Annotated in this window: 20 protein-coding genes; 10 read left to right on the top strand and 10 right to left on the bottom strand. The window is 67.8% G+C overall.

The genetic code is table 11. The annotated features are described in order from the left end of the window. The first annotated feature begins 113 nt into the window (after positions 1-113). Complete coding sequence (locus AC3WLC_RS02970) at positions 114-1,043, top strand: histone deacetylase family protein (RefSeq protein WP_493682439.1); 930 nt, start codon at positions 114-116, stop codon at positions 1,041-1,043. A gap of 102 nt (positions 1,044-1,145) precedes the next feature. On the opposite strand, the gene ribB is transcribed toward AC3WLC_RS02970, so the two are convergent. The 3 genes from ribB to AC3WLC_RS02955 all read right to left on the bottom strand — a co-directional run bounded on the left by ribB (position 1,146) and on the right by AC3WLC_RS02955 (position 4,206). Beyond that, positions 1,146-2,432 carry a 3,4-dihydroxy-2-butanone-4-phosphate synthase gene (gene ribB / locus AC3WLC_RS02965; protein WP_493682438.1) on the bottom strand — a complete coding sequence of 429 codons (1,287 nt, stop codon included), beginning with the start codon at positions 2,430-2,432 and terminating at the stop codon, positions 1,146-1,148. Between the two features lie 186 nt (positions 2,433-2,618). After that, positions 2,619-3,737 carry a chorismate synthase gene (gene aroC / locus AC3WLC_RS02960; protein ID WP_493682437.1) on the bottom strand — a complete coding sequence of 373 codons (1,119 nt, stop codon included), beginning with the start codon at positions 3,735-3,737 and terminating at the stop codon, positions 2,619-2,621. 73 nt (positions 3,738-3,810) lie between these two features. Next, on the bottom strand, positions 3,811-4,206 hold the full coding sequence (locus AC3WLC_RS02955; RefSeq protein WP_493682436.1) for a hypothetical protein: 396 nt from the start codon (positions 4,204-4,206) through the stop codon (positions 3,811-3,813). A 413-nt stretch (positions 4,207-4,619) separates the two neighbouring features. On the opposite strand from AC3WLC_RS02955, the gene AC3WLC_RS02950 reads away from it, so the two are divergent. After that, positions 4,620-5,381 (top strand): pseudouridine synthase, encoded by a 762-nt coding sequence (locus tag AC3WLC_RS02950; RefSeq protein ID WP_493682435.1) that lies wholly within the window; start codon positions 4,620-4,622, stop codon positions 5,379-5,381. A gap of 10 nt (positions 5,382-5,391) precedes the next feature. Here the strand turns inward: AC3WLC_RS02950 and AC3WLC_RS02945 are convergent, their stop codons facing one another. Further along, a complete protein-coding gene (locus AC3WLC_RS02945; protein WP_493682434.1) occupies positions 5,392-9,399 on the bottom strand; it encodes a Pls/PosA family non-ribosomal peptide synthetase in 4,008 nt (1,335 codons plus the stop codon). Between the two features lie 222 nt (positions 9,400-9,621). Continuing rightward, positions 9,622-10,230: a histidine phosphatase family protein gene (locus AC3WLC_RS02940; RefSeq protein ID WP_493682433.1), complete on the bottom strand. Its 609-nt coding sequence runs from the start codon at positions 10,228-10,230 to the stop codon at positions 9,622-9,624. 369 nt (positions 10,231-10,599) lie between these two features. Here AC3WLC_RS02940 and folP point away from each other — a divergent pair, with 369 nt between their 5' ends. From folP to folK, 3 genes are read left to right on the top strand one after another with little or no spacing between them, the layout of a single operon-like run. After that, complete coding sequence (gene folP / locus AC3WLC_RS02935; protein ID WP_493682432.1) at positions 10,600-11,433, top strand: dihydropteroate synthase; 834 nt, start codon at positions 10,600-10,602, stop codon at positions 11,431-11,433. Further along, the gene (gene folB, locus AC3WLC_RS02930) at positions 11,430-11,798 is read left to right on the top strand and encodes a dihydroneopterin aldolase (protein ID WP_493682431.1); all 369 of its coding nucleotides are present in this window, start codon (positions 11,430-11,432) and stop codon (positions 11,796-11,798) included. The genes folP and folB overlap by 4 nt, the downstream gene beginning before the upstream one ends. Next, a complete protein-coding gene (gene folK, locus AC3WLC_RS02925) occupies positions 11,795-12,319 on the top strand; it encodes a 2-amino-4-hydroxy-6-hydroxymethyldihydropteridine diphosphokinase (protein ID WP_493682430.1) in 525 nt (174 codons plus the stop codon). Before folB ends, folK begins: the two co-directional genes overlap by 4 nt. Before the next feature lie 4 nt (positions 12,320-12,323). Here the strand turns inward: folK and fabI are convergent, their stop codons facing one another. The 3 genes from fabI to AC3WLC_RS02910 all read right to left on the bottom strand — a co-directional run bounded on the left by fabI (position 12,324) and on the right by AC3WLC_RS02910 (position 14,883). Beyond that, on the bottom strand, positions 12,324-13,163 hold the full coding sequence (fabI, locus tag AC3WLC_RS02920) for an enoyl-ACP reductase FabI (RefSeq protein ID WP_291673947.1): 840 nt from the start codon (positions 13,161-13,163) through the stop codon (positions 12,324-12,326). 270 nt (positions 13,164-13,433) lie between these two features. Then, positions 13,434-14,348: a DnaJ C-terminal domain-containing protein gene (locus AC3WLC_RS02915; protein ID WP_493682429.1), complete on the bottom strand. Its 915-nt coding sequence runs from the start codon at positions 14,346-14,348 to the stop codon at positions 13,434-13,436. 94 nt (positions 14,349-14,442) lie between these two features. Continuing rightward, on the bottom strand, positions 14,443-14,883 hold the full coding sequence (locus AC3WLC_RS02910) for an RT0821/Lpp0805 family surface protein (RefSeq protein WP_493682428.1): 441 nt from the start codon (positions 14,881-14,883) through the stop codon (positions 14,443-14,445). 148 nt (positions 14,884-15,031) lie between these two features. On the opposite strand from AC3WLC_RS02910, the gene pdxH reads away from it, so the two are divergent. The 5 genes from pdxH (at position 15,032) to AC3WLC_RS02885 (ending at position 17,926) form a co-directional block, all read left to right on the top strand. Continuing rightward, entirely contained in the window at positions 15,032-15,646 is a 615-nt protein-coding gene (gene pdxH, locus AC3WLC_RS02905) for a pyridoxamine 5'-phosphate oxidase (protein WP_493682427.1), read from the top strand. A gap of 71 nt (positions 15,647-15,717) precedes the next feature. Next, positions 15,718-16,440, top strand: coding sequence for an SDR family NAD(P)-dependent oxidoreductase (locus AC3WLC_RS02900; RefSeq protein ID WP_493683122.1), 723 nt, complete (start codon positions 15,718-15,720; stop codon positions 16,438-16,440). Positions 16,441-16,514: 74 nt separating this feature from the next. Continuing rightward, positions 16,515-16,928, top strand: coding sequence for an NUDIX hydrolase (locus tag AC3WLC_RS02895; protein WP_493682426.1), 414 nt, complete (start codon positions 16,515-16,517; stop codon positions 16,926-16,928). Continuing rightward, positions 16,925-17,365, top strand: a complete 441-nt coding sequence (locus AC3WLC_RS02890) for a TIGR02301 family protein (RefSeq protein WP_493682425.1) — start codon at positions 16,925-16,927, stop codon at positions 17,363-17,365. The genes AC3WLC_RS02895 and AC3WLC_RS02890 overlap by 4 nt, the downstream gene beginning before the upstream one ends. Before the next feature lie 291 nt (positions 17,366-17,656). Continuing rightward, positions 17,657-17,926 (top strand): hypothetical protein, encoded by a 270-nt coding sequence (locus AC3WLC_RS02885; RefSeq protein ID WP_485848461.1) that lies wholly within the window; start codon positions 17,657-17,659, stop codon positions 17,924-17,926. Between the two features lie 64 nt (positions 17,927-17,990). Here AC3WLC_RS02885 and AC3WLC_RS02880 read toward each other — a convergent pair whose 3' ends face one another. Together AC3WLC_RS02880 and AC3WLC_RS02875 are read right to left on the bottom strand one after the other, a co-directional pair. After that, entirely contained in the window at positions 17,991-19,265 is a 1,275-nt protein-coding gene (locus AC3WLC_RS02880; protein WP_493682424.1) for an RNA polymerase sigma factor, read from the bottom strand. A 42-nt stretch (positions 19,266-19,307) separates the two neighbouring features. Next, a complete protein-coding gene (locus AC3WLC_RS02875) occupies positions 19,308-19,730 on the bottom strand; it encodes a YciI family protein (protein WP_493682423.1) in 423 nt (140 codons plus the stop codon). Between the last annotated feature and the right edge of the window lie 69 nt (positions 19,731-19,799).

Genomic DNA, 19,799 nt, shown 5'->3' with positions numbered 1-19,799 from the left:
CAGGCAATGAAGTTCCTGCGTCGCACTGGCGTCTTGCTGCGTTGCAGTGACAATATGGTCACGCTTGCGGGCTAACCCGTTCGGCTTGCCTTGCGACTATCGGAGACTTGCGCGTGACCACATTGCTGATCAGCCATCCTTCCAGCCTCCGCCACGTCACCCCGCCGGGCCATCCCGAGCGCGCCGACCGGATTCGCGCCGTCGAGCAGGCTCTGGAGGACGAGCGCTTCGCGCTGCTGCAGCGTGTCGAGGCGCCGGAAGCTACGCTCGCCCAGGTCGAGCTCTGCCACCCCGCCGCCTATGCGCAGGCGATCTCCGAGGCTTCGCCGCAGCAAGGTCTCGTCCAGATCGACGCAGACACGATCATGTCGCCGGGCACGCTCGCGGCGGTCCTGCACGGCGTCGGCGGCGCCGTCCATGCCGTCGACGAGGTGATGTCCGGGCGCGTCAGCAACGCCTTCAGCGCCATGCGCCCACCCGGCCACCATGCCGAGAGCGACAAGGCGATGGGCTTCTGCTTCTTCAACAACGCCGCCATCGCCGCCCGCCATGCCCAAAAGGCCCATGGCGCCGAGCGTGTCGCCATCGTCGACTGGGACGTCCATCACGGCAACGGCACGCAGGAGATCTTCTGGGGCGATGCCAGCGTGCTCTATGCCTCGACCCATGAGATGCCGCTCTATCCCGGCACCGGCGCCCCCTCCGAACGCGGCGAGCACGGCACGATCGTCAATGCCCCCTTGCGGGCCGGCGACGGCACGGACGTCTTCCGCGACGCCTTCGAGAGCGCGATCCTGCCGCGGCTCAACGACTTCCGGCCGGATCTGGTGATCATCTCGGCCGGCTTCGACGCGCATTGGCGCGACCCGCTCGCCAACATCAACCTGAAGGAAACCGACTTCACCTGGGCGACGCAGAAGCTGATGGAGATCGCCGACCGCCATGCCGGCGGGCGGCTCGTCTCGATCCTGGAAGGCGGCTACGACCTCGAAGGCCTGTCGAAATCGACCGCCGCCCATGTCATGGCGCTGATGCGGGGGTGAGTATTCCCGTCATTGCGAGCGCAGCGAAGCAATCCAGGGCGGCAGAGCGCGCCCTCCTGGATTGCTTCGTCGCTACGCTCCTCGCAATGACGGCTGCGCCACTCACTCCAGCGGCGCGGTCTCGGCGATCTCGATGCCGAAGCCGGAGAGGCCGACGAAGGCGCGGGTCGAGGACGCCAGGTTGACGATCGAGGCGACGCCGAGATCGCGCAGGATCTGGGCGCCGAGGCCGACCTCGCGCCATTGCTGCGAGCGCAGCGCGTCCGAGCCTTCCTCGCCCTCGACGCTCTTGATCGGCACGCCGGCCGAGCCGTCGCGCAGATAGACCAGCACGCCCTTGCCCTCCTGCTGGAAGCGGCGCAGCACGCACTGGATCGAGGAGGCGCCGCCGAGCACGTCGGCCACGACATTGGCGCGGTGCAGACGGGCCGGCACCTTCTCGCCATCGCCGAGCTTGCCCATGACGAAGGCGAAATGCTGGGTGTCGTCGAAGGGCGTCACATAGACATGGCCGGTCATCTCGCCGAACTCGGTCTTGACCGGGAAGGAATGCACGCGCTCGACCAGCTTCTCGCGCGCCTGGCGATAGGCAATGAGGTCGGCGACCGTGATCTGCTTGAGCCCGTGCTTCTGCGCGAAGGCGGTGATCTGCGCGCCCTTCATCACCGTCCCGTCGTCATTGGCGAGCTCGCAGATCACGCCGACCGGCGGCAGCTCGGCGAGCTTGCAGAGATCGACCGCGGCCTCGGTATGGCCCGAGCGCATCAGCACGCCGCCGTCCTTGGCGATCAACGGGAAGACATGGCCGGGCCGGACGAAGTCGGCGGCGCCCATATTGCCGTTGGCGAGGGCGCGCACGGTGTTGGTGCGCTGCTCGGCCGAGATGCCGGTGGTCAGCCCGTGCTTGACGTCGACGGTGATGGTGAAGGCGGTACCGAGCGGGGCATCGTTGGACGAGACCATCGGATCGAGCCGCAGGCGGCGCGCCTCGCTCGATGTCAGCGGCGCGCAGACGATGCCGCAGGTGTTGCGGATGATAAAGGCCATCTTCTCCGGCGTGCAGAGCGAGGCGGCGACGATGAGATCGCCCTCGTTCTCGCGGTCGTCGTCATCGGTGACGATGACGATCTCGCCGCGCGCGAAGGCTTCGACGGTCTCGGCGACATTGCTTGCGGTCATGGCAGCCTCGCGCGGGCCCTGCAGGCCCAGGAAGTCGTTGGGGGTTACGGCGCCGCCTGTCGCGGCGGCGATGCGCTCGGCGCTTTCCCGCGAGATCCAGGCAGTCGGATCGTTGCAGAGCGCCGTGACGCTGGCGGGCGACAGGCCGACCTGCCGCGCGAAAGCGCTGCGGGCGGTCTTGGTTTGCTGGAGCCAGACATCGAGCTTCATGACGCCAAGCTAATACGCCTCCGCTTCATCCGCAATGAAGCGAAGAGAATTTTTCAGTAATACTGAAATGACCATCTTGAACCGTCATGGTCGGGCTTGACCCGACCATCTCAGGCCGCGAGAGGCCTCAATTGCAGCCTTCTCGTCAGGAGATTCTCGGTTCAAGCCCGAGAATGACGCGTGTGGTCAGCCCTCGAACGGCCAGCGCGGCTCGATCACGCCGACCTGCGCGCGGTGACGCAAGAACTGGTCTGCAAGCACGCAAGCGACCATCGCCTCGCCCACCGGCACGGCGCGGATGCCGACGCAGGGGTCGTGCCGACCCTTGGTGAACATCTCGGTCTCGCCGCCAGTGCGGGTCACCGTGGCGCGGGGCGACAGGATCGAGGAGGTCGGCTTCACCGCGAAGCGCGCGACGATCGGCTGGCCGGTCGAGATGCCGCCCAGGATACCGCCGGCATGGTTCGACAGGAACAGCGGCTTGCCGTCATTGCCGGCGCGCATCTCGTCGGCGTTCTCCTCGCCGGAGAGCTCGGCGGCGCCGAAGCCCTCGCCGATCTCGACGCCCTTGACCGCGTTGATGCTCATCAGCGCCGCCGCGATCTCGGCATCGAGCTTGCCGTAGATCGGCGCGCCCAGACCCGCCGGCACGCCCTCGGCGACGATCTCCAGCACGGCCCCAATCGAGGAACCGGACTTGCGGATGCCGTCGAGATAATCGGCGAAGCGCTCGGCCGCCTTGGCATCCGGGCAGAAGAACGGGTTGTTGCCGACCTCGTCCCAGTCCCAGTTGCCGCGATCGACCTTGTGCGGCCCCATCTGGACCAGGGCGCCGCGCACCACCATGCCCGGCACGACCTTGCGGGCGATCGCCCCGGCCGCAACCCGCATCGCCGTCTCGCGCGCCGAGGAGCGGCCACCGCCGCGATAGTCGCGAATGCCGTATTTCACGTCATAGGTGAAATCGGCATGGCCGGGCCGGTACTTGTCCTTGATCTCGGAATAGTCCTTCGAGCGCTGGTCGACATTGTCGATCAGCAGCCCGATCGAGGTTCCCGTCGTGACCTGCTCGCCATCGGCCTCCAGCGCGAAGACGCCGGAAACGATGCGAACCTGGTCCGGCTCCTGGCGTTGCGTCGTGTAGCGCGACTGGCCGGGCCGGCGCTTATCGAGGTCGCGCTGGATCTCGGCCTCGCTCAGCGGGATCAGCGGCGGGCAGCCGTCGACAACGCAGCCGATCGCAGGCCCATGGCTCTCGCCGAAGGTGGTGACGCGGAAGAGATGGCCGAAGGTGTTGTGGGACATGTGAGCCTGACACGGTGACGCGTCAGGCTCTTAGCCCCATTTCGGCGCAGGCGGAACCCACGCCCCCGAGGGCTCATTTCACGTCGACGACAACGTCGGTGCTCGTGACGAAGCGTCCGCCGCCATCATTCCGGATGCCGTCATACTGCAAAGACAGGCGATCCTGCCCCCGAAAGCCGGGGTTGGGCGTATAGAGCGACACGCGGTAATCGACGACCGTTCCGTCGCATTTGTCGCCAGGCATCTTGAGCGGGTGCTTCACGAGTGCATGCGTGACCCGCCCATGTGCGGGCGGCGTTGCAACGGAAACCTCGGGAGGCTCCCAGGACCAGCATGACCCGTCCGTGTACATCGCGAACGCGTAAGCGAGCACGGGCTTTCCGGCAGTGGTCGTGCGGGTAACAGTTTGATTGCAGCCGCCGAGAACGGTTGCTGTCGTCGCGAGCGCGGCAAGAAGTCTGATCGTCATGGTGTCCCCCAGCCCGTAGCGGGCTGGCGCAGCTAATGCAATCGGTGGTTGAGTCGCAAGGACATGCTTGGCCTGATGGTGAACGGCCCTTGCCGGCTCGCACGACCTCGGGATTGACAGGCCCAGAGCGGTGGGGCTTCTAGGCCCCATGCGACGCAAGGGCTGCATCCTCCTGCGCTCTTGGCGCCCCGGGAGCGTCATCATCGCGGGCACCTAGCCCCGAGCTGGCGAGAGCGCCGCTCGGGGACCGTGGCGCTGGACCAGCCACGATGCGCGCTGCCGCGGCATCGCAACGAGTCCAATCCGCATCCGACCGGACAGGCTCGCAAGGCTTCGCTTTCGCGCGCCGCCGCTCGCACTTCGTCCTGCGCCATCTCGGCGCCGGCAGCCCGCGCTGCCGTCCGGAAATCATCATGTTCAGACTTCTCGGCCCGGGCCCGGCGCCCGTCAGCCTCGCGCGCGCCCTCTCCAAGCTCGGCTATTGCTCGCGCAGCCAGGCCGAGCGGCTGATAGCCGAGGGCCGCGTCCGCGTCGACGGGCGGCTCGCCCGCAATCCGTCCCTGCGCCTGCAGATCGGCCGCGCCCGCATCAGCATCGATGGCGAGCCAGTCCGTGCCGAGCAGCGCGTCTATCTGATGCTCAACAAGCCGCGCGGCATGCTGACGACGCGGCATGATCCGCAGGGGCGCGCCACGATCTATGCCTGCCTCGACGGGATGGAGCTGCCCTTCGTCGCGCCGGTCGGCCGGCTCGATCAGGCGAGCGAAGGCCTGCTGCTGCTAAGCAATGACAGCCGCTGGGCGAACACCATCCTCGACCCGGCCTCCGGCGTCGAGAAGACCTATCATGTCCAGATCGACAGGGTCCCCGACAAAGCGATGATGCAGCGGCTGCGCGCCGGGGCCATCGACGATGGCGAGAGACTGACGACCAAGGCGGCAAGCCTGCTGCGCCATGGCCAGCGCAATGCCTGGATCGAGATGGTGATCGACGAGGGCCGCAACCGGCAGATCCGGCGGATCGTCGAGTCTGCCGGTGGCAAGGTGCTGCGCCTCGTCCGCATCGGCATCGGCGCGCTGGCGCTCGGCGATCTCCCGAAGGGCGCGGTGCGCCCGCTGCAGCCGGCAGAGATCGAACTGCCGCTGCAGGGCGGACGTCGTCAGGCCGCCGAGTGACGCTGGGTCATCAGTGCCCCGTCGCCGGCACGGCCGGCGCGCCTTCCCAGCGCGTGTTCGCCGGCAGGTTCTCGCCCTTCATGATCACGGTGAGCAGGCCGATCTGGGCATAGTCGCCGACATGGGTGTCGTAGAGCACGGTCGCCCCGGCGCCGACGCAGACGCCCTTGCCGAGCGTGACCTTGCCGACCTTCATCACCCGGTCCTCGTAGAGATGGGTCTGCAAGGCGGAATGGGCGTTGACGGTGCAGAAATCGCCGACCTTGATGCAATCGAACTCGGTGATATCGGTGGAATCCAGCCAGACGCCTTGCCCGTACTGCGCGCCGAACAGGCGCAGGAACCAGGGCAGGAACGGCGTGCCGCGCAGATAGTCGAACAGCACCTTGCCGCCCAAGCCCCAATAGAGCACGGCGATCGCCTCGGTGCGCATCGCCCAGAACGACCACATCGGCTTCATCACCGGCTTGTAGACGCCCATCAGCAGCCATTTCATCAGCGCGCAGATCAGCGCCTGGGTGATGGCGATCAACACGGCGCAGCCCATGAAGGCGAGTCCGAGGCCGACCCAGTCACGATCGAAGATCTTCTGCTGCAGCACGAGGTCGACGGCGAGCGTGCCGAAGGTGATGAACAGCATCGCCGGGAAGGAGGTGTGCAGCGCCTCGAAGACGGCGCGCGCCAGCTTCTTGCCGGTCGAGGGCTTGTAGGTCCAGTCGGCGCCGAGATCGACCTTCTGCCGCGTCGGCAGCCTGATCGGCGGGGAGCCGAACCAGGTGTCGCCGGGGCTCATCAGCTCGTTCGCCGGTGGCTTCGACTTGATGCCGATCAGCACCTTGTCGGGAATGACGGCGCCCGGCGGTACGACCGCGTCGTTGCCGACGAAGACCTGTTCGCCGGTGCGGGTCATGTCGAGGCGCATATAGCCGCGCCGCATGTCCTCGTCGCCGAAGATCACCTCGTCGGCGATGAAGTTGCCGGCGCCGATGCCGGTGATGTCGTAGCGGCCGGAGAGGTTGGTCGAGATCTCGGCGCCCTGGCCGATCCTGGCGCCCATCATCCGGTACCAGAAGCGCATATAGATCGTCGCGAACAGCGAGGAGAGCGTCTCCAGCGTCACCTCGGTCGCCAGCGCCACCGTCCATTTGCGGGCGTAGAAGCCCGAATGGATCGAATAGGTGCCGGAGGAGACGCGCGGCAGGATCGCCCAGCGCAGCGCACAGATCAGGAAGACCGTGACGGTGATCAGGCCGATCGCCGTCGGCCAGGTCAGGATCGGCAGGTACCAGAGATAGCTGACGTCGGACCAGGTCGCGACCCAGTTGTCGATCTTGTCGAACAGCCAGAAGGCCGGGAAGATCGGCAGCAGGCTGATCGGCGGCAGCACGATCAGCATGACGATATAGAACAGCGTCATCGCCGCCCGGCGCCCGGCGCTCGCCTCGGCTTGCGGCGGCAGGGACTCGACATCGACCATGCCGGTCTTGCGGGCGGGCGAACCGTCCCAGATCTCGGCCGCGCCGATCGTCGCGCCGGGCGCGATCGCCGTGAGATCGCCGATCTCGGCGTGGTCGCCGACAGTGCAGCCATGGCCGAACACCACGGAGGAGCCGGCGTAGACGTCCTTGCCGATGGTGATCTTGCCGATGATGAAATCGGCCCCGACCGCCTCGGCATTGGCGAAGGTGGTCTTCGATCCCAGCGTCGTGCCGTCGCCGAGCGTCACCAGATCGACCGCGCCGGCCTCGTAATCGGAGATGATGACGTCGCGCCCGACCTTGGCGCCGAGCAGGCGCCAGTAGAAGCGCATCACCGGCGTGCCCTGCAGCCATTTGATATGCACGAGCCCGGCGACGCGCGAGGCGAACCACCAGCGGAAATAATAGACGCCCCAGAGCGGGTAGGTGCCGGGCCTTGTCCGGCCGAGCACCAGCCATTTCAGGCCGATCGCGATGAAGCCGGTGACGAGCGTGATCGCGACATAGATGCCGAGCAGCGCGAAGACCTGCGCCATCGCCGACAATTCTTCGCCCGAGAGCAGCATGTAGCTGACGAAGATGCCGAGCCATTGCGCCGTCGACAGGCTGATGATGATCGGCAGCGCGATCGCCTGCGCCAGCCCGCAGAGGAAGCGGCGGCGCAGCGGCGGCGGCGTGAAGGAGAGGTCCTGCTCGGCCTGGATGCCGCGCGAATCGAGCAGCGCCGCCATCGCCCGCAAGGTCCGCGCGCCATAGACGTCCTGCAGGGTGATGCCCGCATAGGCCGGCGTCTCGCGCACGATCGAGATGAAGCGCGCCGCCAGCAGCGAATGGCCGCCGAGATCGACGAAGAAATCCGCCTCGAGCGGCAGCGCCTGCGCGCCGAGCACGCGCTTGGCGGCATCGAGCAGGGCCGCCTCGGTCTCGTTGCGCGGCGGTTCCTGCTCGCCGCTCGCAGCCGGCGCCGTCAATGGCGCGGCCTTCAGCATCTTGCGGTCGACCTTGCCGGAGATCATGCGGGGCAGCGAGCCGACCGGCTCGAAATGCGCCGGGATCATGTAAGGCGGCAGCTTCTCGCGCAGCGACGCCCGCAGCACCGAACCTTCCATCTGCACGCCGGGCTCGCCGACCAGGAAGGCGACGAGCCGCTCGATGCCGTCATCGGTCCGCAACACCACGGCGGCCTGGCTGATGCCGGCCTCGTCCGACAAAGCCGTCTCGATCTCGCCGAGCTCGACGCGGAAGCCGCGGATCTTGACCTGGTCGTCGATGCGGCCGTGGAAGACGATGTTGCCGTTCTCGTCGAGGCTGACGGCATCGCCGGAGCGGTAGAGCACGGGATCGCCGCCGCTGCCGCCGAACGGATTGGCGATGAACTTCTCGGCCGTGAGCTCCGGCCTCAAGTGGTAGCCCTTGGCGACGCCGGGGCCGCCGATCAGCAGTTCGCCCTGCTGGCCGACGCCGGTCAGCTTCATCTCGTCGTCGACGATATAGGCGGTGTAGTTCGGGATCGGCCGGCCGATGGTGACGGTCTCGCCCGGCTCGACCGGCGCGGCGGTCGCCACCACCGTCGCTTCCGTCGGCCCGTAGGTGTTGAAGATGCGCCGGCCGGGCTTCGACCATTTCTGCACGATCGAGGGCGGCAGCGCCTCACCGCCGAGCAGGATCAGCTTCAGCGAGGGCACGTCGGCGGGCAGGATGCCGAGCAAAGTCGGCACCGTGTCGATCACGGTGACGCCGGCCTCGTTCAGGATCGAAGGCAGCTTTTCGGCGTCGCCCATCATCTGCGGCGTCGCGACGAACAGGGTCGCGCCGACGAGATAGGGCGTCCAGATCTCCTCCATCGACAGGTCGAAGGCGACCGAGGCGCCCTGGAAGACCACGTCCTCCGGACCCATACCGTAGAGCGCGTTCCCCGAGCGCAGGAAATGGCAGATGTTGCGCTGGCTGATGACGATCGCCTTGGGCGTGCCGGTCGAGCCCGAGGTGTAGATCAGATAGGCCGGATGGTCCGGCGTGAGCCCGGCGGGACGAGCCGCCATCGGCTTGCCGTCGCTCGCCTCGGCGAGCTGCGACGGGCACCAGACCGTGCGTTCGGTCGCTGCGGCGCGCGCCTTCCAGTCGGTCTGCGTCACCAGCCCCTTGGCGCTGGCATCGTTGAGGCAGATGGCGATGCGCTCGACCGGTGCCTCGGCGTCGAAGGGCAGCCAGGCGGCGCCCGACAGCGTGATCGCGATCTGCGCCACCAGGAGCTCGATGCCGCGCGGCATCCACAGGCCGACCATGTCGCCCGGCCCGACGCCGGACAGCGCGAGCCCGCGTGCCTGCTTCTGCGCCTCCGCCCAGACCTGCGCGTAGCTCAGCCGCTGCTCCCCGGAGATCATCGCCGCGTGATCGGGACGCGCCGACACGCTCGCTGCGAAGATCTCGGCGAGCACCTCGTCGCGCAGCAGATCGGGCCGCTTCTCGCCGGCCAGCATCGCAAGCGCCGTGGCGCCTGAGCCGGCCGTGCCGGCCGAAACTGTGGTGATGTCGTTCATCCTGCTCCGCCGCAGGTCCCGGCCGTATGCCTGGACCGCACCTCATGCCGGACGGCCGCCTCCCCGCGACGACGCGTCCATCAATCCTAGGCCGGACACCCGCAGCCGCGCGGAAGCTCGCCTGCCGGCCGTATAGGAGCAGATGTGACTTAACCGCGGCTGAACGGCAAGCCTGAAGACCTGTGTGCGGTTACGTGTCCGCCCGCTTCCCGCGGCCGGCTGTCACATCCATGTCGCCTTGGCGCCCTCGACCACCAGGATCTTGCCCTGCCAGATCTCGACGCGCGCCGCATCGGCCGTGCCGACCGCCCCGATCAGCGCCAGCACCGCCCGCGCCACGCCGCCATGGCTGACCATCACCGTGTCCGGCGCCAGCCCCTCCAGCACCGGCCGGATGCGCTCGGCCAGCATGCGGTAGCTCTCGCCGCCAGGGGGCACGAAGCCCCATTTGTCGCGTTCGCGGGCCTGGGCGCGCTCACGCTCGCTCGCATTCGTACTCTTGCGGATCTCACGCCAGGTGAAGCCTTCCCAGTCGCCGAAGGTCAGTTCGCGCAGGCGCTCGTCGATACGGAACGCTTCGGGCGGCAAGTCGAGCTCGCGGCGCAGGATCGTCATCGTCTCCCGGGCCCGCTCCATCGGCGAGCAGAGATAATCGACGCTTGCGTAATCCGGGGTCAGTGCCTTGAGCCGGCGCGCCGCCTCCTCCGCCTGCATGCGGCCAAGCGCGTTAAGCGGGATGTCCTTGCCGCCCTGCAAGCGGCCTTCGCGATTCCAGTCGGTTTCGCCGTGGCGAACAAGGAAGAGGCGACCGGGAATCGTCAGCGGAATCATGGCTCGCCTCATGCACGCTGCGGGCCATAACGTCAAAGCGGCGAAAGCGCCGCAGGCCTAAGAGCCTCTGACAGAACCTGGACCTGTCTGGACGTCGGCAATTCGTCCGATCCGCCATGAGCGCCGCGGGCGGGCGAACTCCCGACGCCGAAGGTGGGTCTTGGAGGGCCGCCTGCGGCGTCGGACCGACTTGCCGATATCGAAGGATATCGGCTGCGCGCTCCTCCTGGCATTCGGCTCCTCCAAGACCCATCCAGATAGGTCCAGGTTCTGTCAGAGGCTCTAAGCCTCACTGCCTCGTGAGCTTTGTGGTGGCCGCGCCCCACCGCCCTGTGTAAGAGGCAGGCTCTCGCATCGCTCGACAGTCGCATGAACGCCACGCTGACATTGCCGGATGGCCGCAGGCTCGACCTTGGCGCCAGGCCCCTGCTGATGGGCGTGGTCAACGTCACCCCGGATTCCTTTTCCGATGGCGGCCTTTTTGCCGATCCCGCGGTCGCCATCGCGCACGGGCTGACGCTGGCGCGGCAGGGCGCCGACATCGTCGATGTTGGCGGCGAGTCGACGCGGCCGGACCATATCCGCCTCGATGCGGCAAGCGAACTCGCCCGGGTCCTGCCGGTGATCACCGGCATCGCCGCGCAGAGCGACGTCCCGATCTCGATCGACACCTACAAGGCCGAGGTTGCCGAAGCTGCGCTGAAAGCCGGCGCCGCGATCGTCAACGACGTCTGGGGGGCGCAGCGCGAGCCTGCCATTGCCGGCGTCGCGGCCCGCCACGGCGCGCCGATCATCCTGATGCACAATCGCGAGGAGGTCGATCCCGACATCGATATCCTCACTGACGTCCTGCGCTTTCTCGAACGCTCGATCGCGATCGCTCTGGACGCCGGCGTGCCGCGCGAACAGATCGTCGTCGATCCCGGCATCGGCCGCTTCGGCAAGACTGCGGAGCAGTCTCTCCTGCTGATGCGGCAGCTTCGCCGCCTCGGCGAGCTCGGCTGCCCGGTCCTGCTCGGCGCCTCCCGCAAATCGGTGCTCGGCCATGTCATCGGCAAGGCGGTGCCGGCTGAGCGTGTCGCCGCCAGCATCGCAGCCCATCTCTACGGCGTCACCCAGGGCGCCGCCATCATCCGCGCCCATGACGTCGACGAGCATGTCGACGCCTTGAAAATCTGGGCCGCGATCGGAGCAGCACAATGAGCGCGACCGGGCAGATCTTCATCGAGGCGCTCGACCTCTACGCCTATCACGGCCATTTCGCCGAGGAGGGCCGGCTCGGCCAGCGCTTCTCGATGGACCTGGTGCTGGATTGCGACCTGCGGGCATCCTCGCTCAGCGACGACATCGCCGACACCGTCGACTATGGCGAGGTGGTTGGCCTAGTGACGCGCACCTTCTCGGCCAAGCGCTTCAAGCTGCTGGAGGCGGCGGCGCGGGCGCTTGCCGTCGCGATCCTGGGCGAATACCCGGCCGTGACCCGCGTCGCCGTCACCTTGCGCAAGCCGGCGCCGCCGATCCCGGGCCGGATGGAATCGGTCGGCATCAAGCTGGACTTCACGCGGTGAGCATTGCGGCGACGCTCGGTCTCGGCGGCAATCTCGGCGATCCCGTCGCGGCCTTCGCGGCAGCGCTGGCGCGGTTGCGCGCCCATGACGCCGTCGAGCTCAGGGGCGTCTCCTCGGTCTGGCGCACCGCACCCTGGGGCAAGCTCGACCAGCCCGAATTCCGCAACATGGCGGTGCTGGTCGAGACCTCGCTCTCAGCCGACGACCTGCTCGCGCTCTGCCTTACGATCGAGCGCGAGAGCGGCCGCGAGCGGCGCGAGCGCTGGGGCCCCCGCACGCTCGACATCGACATCCTGACCTATGGCGGAGAGACGATCGACCGGCCGGGCCTGCAGGTCCCGCATCCGCGCATCGCCGAGCGCGCCTTCGTACTGGCGCCGCTGGCGGAGATCGCGCCGGCGATCATGATCGGTGACCAGAAAGTCGCCGCCTTGCTGGCAGCAATCGCGAGCCAGGACATCAGCCGCGATGTCGAGGGGACTTCGCGGCTGGAAGGGATGCTGGCGTCTCAGCCGGGCTGAACGCTCACTCGCCCTTGTCGAGCGAGATGTCCGGCGCGGTCGGCACCTTCATGCCGACGACATGATAGCCGGCGTCGACATGCATCACCTCGCCGGTGATGCCGCGCGACATGTCGGAGACCAGGAACACCGCGGTCTCGCCGACTTCCTCGATGGTGACGGTGCGGCGCAGCGGCGAGTTGTACTCGTTCCACTTCAGGATGTAGCGGAAATCGCCGATGCCCGAGGCCGCCAGCGTCTTGATCGGCCCGGCCGAGATCGCGTTGACGCGGATCTTCTGGGGGCCGAGATCGGCGGCGAGATATTGCACGCTCGATTCCAGCGCCGCCTTGGCGACGCCCATGACGTTGTAGTGCGGCATCCACTTCTCGGCGCCGTAATAGGTCAGAGTCAGCAGCGAGCCGCCATCCGGCATCAGCTTCTCGGCGCGCTGGGTGATCGCCGTGAAGGAATAGCAGGAGATCAGCAGCGACTTCGAGAAATTGGCCTCGGTCGTGTCGACATAGCGGCCGGTCAGCTCGTCCTTGTCGGAGAAGGCGATGCAATGGACGACGAAGTCGAGCTTGCCCCAGAGCTTCTCGATCTCGCCGAAGACAGCGTCGATCGTCGCCCCGTCGGTAACGTCGCAATGGCCGACGACATGGCCGCCGAGCTGCTGCGCCAGCGGCTCGACCCGCTTCTTCAGCGCATCGCCCTGATAGGTGAAGGCGAGCTCGGCGCCGGCATCCGCCGCAGCCTTGGCGATACCCCAGGCGATCGAGCGGTTGTTGGCGACGCCCATGACGAGACCGCGCTTGCCCCGCAGGAGGTTGGCGGTCGGGGCGGCGCTGCTGGATTCAGGCATCTGAGACCTTCGAACTGGACGAACCGGCAAAAGAGAACCGGACGGTCTCATAACTGAGGTGGCGGGGCGGTGGAAGCGCCGTCTGCCGAATTCCTGTTCAGCTTCCAGTATCCGGAGGCAGCCCTGGGTGGCACCTGTCCGTCATTACGAGCGTAGCGAAGCAATCCAGGTGGACTTGCCGAGCAGACCTGCCGCCCCTGGATTGCTTCGTCGCTACGCTCCTCGCAATGACGAGGAGGTGCATCCCGCCTTCCAGAGAGAAACGAAGATCTAGCCCGCCCGCGCCTTCATCAGCGCCGTCAGCTCGGCATCCTCGGTGGGCATCTCGATGTCGATCGAGACGAAGAGGTCGCCCTGCTCGCCCTTCTTGGCGCCGGGCAGCCCCTTGCCGCGCAGGCGGAACTGGCGCGCCGTGCCGGTCAGCGGCGGCACGTTCATCTCGACTGCGCCCGACAGCGTCGGCACATGGATCGGCCCGCCCAGCACGGCGAGCGCCAGCGGCACCGCGACGCGTGCGCGCAGATTGATGCCGTCGACGGTGAAGCGGGAATCGGGCTTCACCTTGATCGTCATCAGCACGTCGCCGGCCTCGCCGGTGAGCGGATGGGTCTGGCCGAGGCCGCGCAGGCGCATGACCTTGCCGTCGACCACGCCCTCGGGGATCGTCACCTCGACCTCGCGCCCACCGGGCAGCTTCACCCGGCGCGTGCCGCCATTGACCGCCTCGGCCAAGCCGACTTCGAGGGTGACGCTCTGCTCCGGCGGCTTCTGCGGCTGGCTCTGCCGGCCGCGCCCGCCGCCGCGCCTGGCCGCCTCGCCGAAGAGCGAGCCGAAGATGTCGGCCGGGTCGAAGCCGGGATCGCCGCCGCGGCCGGGTCCACCGCCGTCGAAATGGAAATCGAAGCCGCCATGCTGCGCGCCGCGGCGCCCGGCGCCCATGCCTTCGAAACCGGAAAAGCGCGGCTTGCCCTCGGCGTCGATCTCGCCGCGGTCGAACTGCTTGCGCTTGTCCGCGTCGCCGATGACTTCGTAGGCGGTATTCAGCTCGGAGAACTTTTCCTGCGCCTTCGGATCGCCCTGGTTGCGGTCGGGGTGCAGGTCCTTGGCGCGGCGGCGATAAGCCTTCTTGATCTCGGCCTCGTCGGCCGATTTCGCCACGCCCAGAACCTGATACGGATCACGCATTCAAACACCCCCAGAGGACTCGTATTCCGGCGTACCGGAACCGCATCCTAGATGGGAAGACTGTGGCGCAGTTGCAACAGGCCAAGAGAGGCTCTTAGACCGTGCCTTTCCACGGCTTGGCCTCGGTCACCGCCCATTCGCCACCCGAAGGCCGACAGGCGGTGCCCTGCAGCTTCACCGGACCGGTCTGCAGGCTCATCGCGGCCAGGAAGGCGCGGCAGATCTCGTCCGATTTCAGGAACGGCCCCCCGACCGGGGTGAAGGTGCCCTTCATGCCGCTCTGGGCATTATCCCAGGAGACCGGCGCGCCATTGCCCTGTGGGTCGAGCGCCAGCGCCATCGCGCCTTCCGCCCGGCGCCAGTCCTCGGGGCCGAGATCGGGCGCGAGCGTGACGAGCGGGCTCTTGCCCTCGACGGCGCGCGCCGGCAACACCGAGGCGGTGGTCATCGCGACCTCGTCCTCGGCCTTGCTCGACAAACCCATGATCGGGAAGGAGATCGAGCAGCCCGCCGAGGCCAGCCCGAGCAGGAGCACGCCGAGGAGCGATGCCCCTGATGCAAGGGGACTGCGCTCACGCGGCCTCTGGCTCCGCTGCGCGCGGGGCTTATATATGACTGCCAACTCAAACCGCATTACGGATCGCGCTCGCCCGACGCTTCCAAAACTTGCGAGGATTTAAGACGTGAATCCGTTAACGAGCGGTGACTTCACCGAGGCTAAGGAGCCTTTCGCCCTGTTCGAAAGCTGGCTGGAGGAAGCCAAGGCCTCCGAGCCGAACGACCCGAACGGCATGGCGCTCTCGACGGTCGATGCCGACGGCATGCCCAATTCGCGCATGGTCCTCTTGAACGGCCGCAGCCCCGAGGGCTTCGTCTTCTACACCAACACCCAGAGCCAGAAGGGCGAGGAGCTGGCCGGCCAGCCCAAGGCGGCCGCGCTGTTCCACTGGAAGAGCCTGCGTCGGCAGGTCCGCATCCGCGGCCCGGTCAGCCGGGTCAGCGACGCCGAGGCCGACGCCTATTTCCAGTCGCGTCCGCGCGACAGCCGCATCGGTGCCTGGGCCTCGCAGCAGTCCAGGCCGCTTGAGAGCCGGTTCGCGCTTGAAAAGGCGGTGGCAAGCTATGCGCTGAAATTCGGCGTGGGCGAGGTGCCGCGCCCGCCGCACTGGACCGGCTTCCGCATCGCCCCGGTCTACATGGAGTTCTGGCGCGACGGCGCCTTCCGCCTGCACGACCGCATCGTCTTCCGCCGCGCCGCTCCCGGCGACGCCTGGACGAAAGCCCGGCTCTATCCCTGAGGGAAAGTCACAAATACATGGCCATGCCCAAGTTCGACTTCCCGAAGACGGAGCCTGGCAAGCGCCCGGTCATGCTGCTGACCGGGGCCAGCCGCGGCATCGGCCATGCCACGGTGATGCAGTTCGCCATGGCCGGCTGGCGCATCCTGTCCTGCTCGCGCCAGGCCTTCTCGGACAAATGCCCCTGGCCCTCGGGCGCAGACGACCATGTCCAGATCGACCTCGGCGACCCCGAGGATACGATGCGCGGCATCGCCGAGATCAAGAAGCGCCTCGCCGCCGAAGGCGGCAAGCTCAACGCGCTGGTCAACAATGCCGGCATCTCGCCGAAGGGGCCGAAGGGCGGCCGGCTAGGGGCGGCCACGACCTCGTTCAACGACTGGCACCACGTCTTCCAGGTCAATTTCTTCGCGCCGATCATGCTGGCGCGCGGCCTGCTCGACGAGTTGACCGCCGCCAAGGGCGCGATCGTCAACGTCACCTCGATCGCCGGCTCGCGCGTCCACCCCTTCGCCGGAGCCGCCTATGCGACCTCGAAGGCGGCGCTCGCCAGCCTGACCCGCGAGATGGCCGCCGATTTCGGCCCGCTCGGCATTCGCGTCAACGCGATCTCTCCGGGCGAGATCGACACCGCCATACTCTCCCCCGGCACCGACAAGATCGTCGAGAAGCTGCCGATGCAGCGCCTCGGCAGGACGGAGGAGGTCGCCAGGGCGATCCATTTCCTCTGCACCGACGCCTCGAGCTACGTCACCGGCGCCGAGCTCCACATCAATGGCGGGCAGCACGTGTGAGCGGGCAGGACAACGGTCAGGAAAACAATCGAGTCATTCGGTTCCCGAATCCCGCCCGCGCCGCGGCGCGCCCGGTGCTCGCCGCCTCGGTCGCCGTCTTTCGCGACGGCAAGGTCCTGCTGGCGACGCGGACCCAGCCGCCTGCCGACCAGCTCTGGTCGCTGCCCGGCGGCAAGGTCGAGGCCGGCGAGAGCCTGGAAGAGGCGGCGCTGCGCGAGTTGGAGGAGGAGGTCGGCGTCACCGCCCGGATCATCGGCTTCAATCGCCATGTCGAGATCGTCGGTCGCGATCCCAAGGGCGTGGTGACCCATCATTTCGTCATCGCCTCCTTCGTCGGGGAATGGCTTTCGGGCGAGCCGCGGCCGGGACCTGAGGCCGGGGCGGTCAAATGGGTCGATCCACTGAAGCTCGGCGGCCTGCCGACGACGCGCGAGCTCGGCGACGTGCTGCGTCGCGCTGCCGCCATCGTCGCTGGCAACGGCGCATGACGAAAAGCGCGCTCGCAGCCCTGATGCTCGCCGCACTGGCCGCGAGCCCGCAGGCGCTGCTGGCCCAGACGCGGCGGCCGGCCCAGCCGCAGCAGCAGCGCCCGGCCGAGCCGGCTCCGGAGCCTGAATCACCGGCCCCGCCCTATGAGCCGCAATTGCTGCAGCTCGCCGAGATCATCGGCTCGCTCGCCTATCTGCGCACGCTCTGCGAGACCCGCGAGGCGCAGGATTGGCGCGAGCGCATGGCGACGCTGCTCGAGTCGGAAGGGCGCTCGCCGCAGCGGCGCGAGCGGCTGGCGAGCGCCTATAACCGCGGCTACCGCGCCTATTCGGCGACGCACCGCACCTGCAGCGACGGCTCGCAGGAGGCCTCCGCCCGCCTCGCCCAGGAGGGCGAGAAGCTCGCCAAGGCGCTGGCGAGCCGCTTCGGCGGCTGACGCAGCAGCCCGCGAAACCAGTTGCCCGCTTTCGGGACAATCCAGGGCTCTGACAAGGAGTTAGATCGCCATTTCGTATCCGGCTGGATGCGGGTTCGCCTGCTTTCGGCACGGGCTTGCGCCATTCTTAGGCAGAATTGTCCCCCGCGAATTAACCTTTCTTAAAGACCATGATGGCGCCCGGCCGCCGCCGGCCGTATCCTTGCCGGGCAAATCAGCGGAATGGTCGCGATCCCATGCGCGCCCGTTCCGTCCGACAGGTTCCTTTCGACGCCGGATACCGCTGCCTTCATGTCCGCTCTCTCCGACGACCTGCCGCTCGACCCGACCCTCGCCGAGGACGTCAAGGACGCCCGGCGCGTCGCCTATTGCTATGTCGAGGACGCCTTCGCCGAGGCGCGCCAGGACGGGCTCGACTCCGACTCGCTCGCCCATGCCGCCCTGTTCGCGGCGATGCGCACGCTGGTCGAGACCTATGGCGAGGAGGCGACCGCCGTCTTCGCCGAGGCCTTGCCGGAGAAGATCCGCTGCGGCAACTTCACCACCGGCACGCGGCACTAGCGAAAGCCGGCTGCTCGGGCTTGACCCGAGCATCTCAGACCGGAAGAGGCTCCAGCCGGCCTCTTCAGCCGATTGCTTGCGCCTTTCGCGCCGTCTCCGCCCGACTGAGCAGCAGGTCGCGCTCGCGCCGATTCCGGGTCATCCCGGCGGCGCGGGTGAACTCGGCTTCCGCCTCGCCATGGCGGCCGAGCTTGACCAGGAAATCAGCGCGCACGCTCGGCAGCAGATGGTAATTCTTCAGCGCCGGCGCCGAGGCGAGCGCATCGACCAGAACCAGCCCTGCCGCCGGCCCCTCCGCCATCGAGACCGCGACGGCGCGGTTGAGCTCGATCACCGGCGACGGCGTCAGTGCACCCAGCGCACCATAGAGCGCGGCGATCCTGCGCCAGTCGGTCTGCTCAGCGGTATTGGCGCGGGCATGGCAGGCGGCGAGCTCGGCCTGCAGGACATAAGGGCTCGGCGTGGCGGACAGCCTGCGCGCCGTCTCCAAAGCCTTGAGGCCGTGATTGATCAGCAGCCGGTCCCAGCGCGCCCGGTTCTGGTCGAGCAGCAGCACCGGCTCGCCATCGGGCCCGATCCGGGCGCGCAGGCGCGAGGCCTGCAACTCCATCAGGGCGACGAGGCCGTGCACCTCCGGCTCCTGCGGCGCGAGGCCAGCGAGGATGCGCCCGAGCCGCATCGCCTCCTGGCAGAGGGCCGGGCGCACCCAGTCCTCGCCCCCGGTCGCGGCATAGCCTTCGTTGAAGATCAGGTAGACCACCTCCAGCACCGAGGCGAGGCGGTTCGCCAGCTCGGGCCCATGCGGTACCTCATAGGGCACCTTGGCCTCGGCCAGCGCCTTCTTCGCCCGGACCAGGCGCTGCGCCATGGTCGGCTCCGGCACCAGGAAGGCGCGCGCAATCTCCTCGGTGGTGAGGCCGCCGATCAGGCGCAGCGTCAGCGCGAGGCGCGCCTCGACCGAAAGCACAGGATGGCAAGCAGTGAAGATCAGGCGCAGCAGGTCGTCGCCAAGCTCGTCGTCGAGCGCGTCCTCGATCCCGGCGATCGGATCGTCCTCCTCGTCGAGGTCGCGGCCGATCTCCTCATGCTTGCGCTTCAGCATCTTGGCGCGCCGGAGGTCGTCGAGGGCGCGGTGCTTGGCGGCCTGCATCAGCCAGGCGCCGGGATTGCGCGGCACGCCCTCATCCGGCCATTGCTGGAGCGCGGAGACGAGCGCGTCCTGCGCCAGCTCCTCGGCCCGGCCGACGTCGCGGGTGACGCGGGCGAGGCCCGCGATCAGCCGGGGGGCCTCGATCCGGAAGACCGCCTCGATGGCGCGGTGTGCATCGCTTGCCGTCATGGCCTGCGATACACACCATCAACATCGTGGCTGGCAAGCTGCTCAGCCGTTGCCGACCTCGCTCTTGAGCCGATCCCAAGTCGCGGCGGCCTCCGGCGAGACCATCTCGCCGAAATCGGCGATGTCGACGACCGGGCGGATCTCGATCTCGGACGGGCCGGGCATCGGGTTGGGACAACGCTTGACCCAGGCGATGGCTTCGTCGAGCGACTTGCACTCCCAGAGCCAGTAGCCGGCGACGAGCTCCTTGGTCTCGGCGAACGGCCCATCGACGACGGAACGCTTCTCGCCGTCGAACTGGACGCGTGCGCCCTTCGCACTCGGCTGCAGGCCGTCGCCGCCCTTCATGATGCCGGCTTTCACCAGCTCTTCATTATAGGCCATCATCGCATCGACCAGTTCGCGGGTCGGCGGGGCGCCAGCTTCGCTATCCTTGGTCGCCTTGACCAGAACCATGAAACGCATCGGTCTTCTCCGTTTGATGGGAGCAGTGCAGGCCTCGCCTGCCACCCTCCGGGTTGAATGGGGTTTGAA

The organism is Allobosea sp. GW821-FHT03A12, assembly GCF_058986765.1.
Note: the sequence above shows the minus strand (reverse complement) of the source record. Positions and strands in the feature narration are given on the sequence as shown.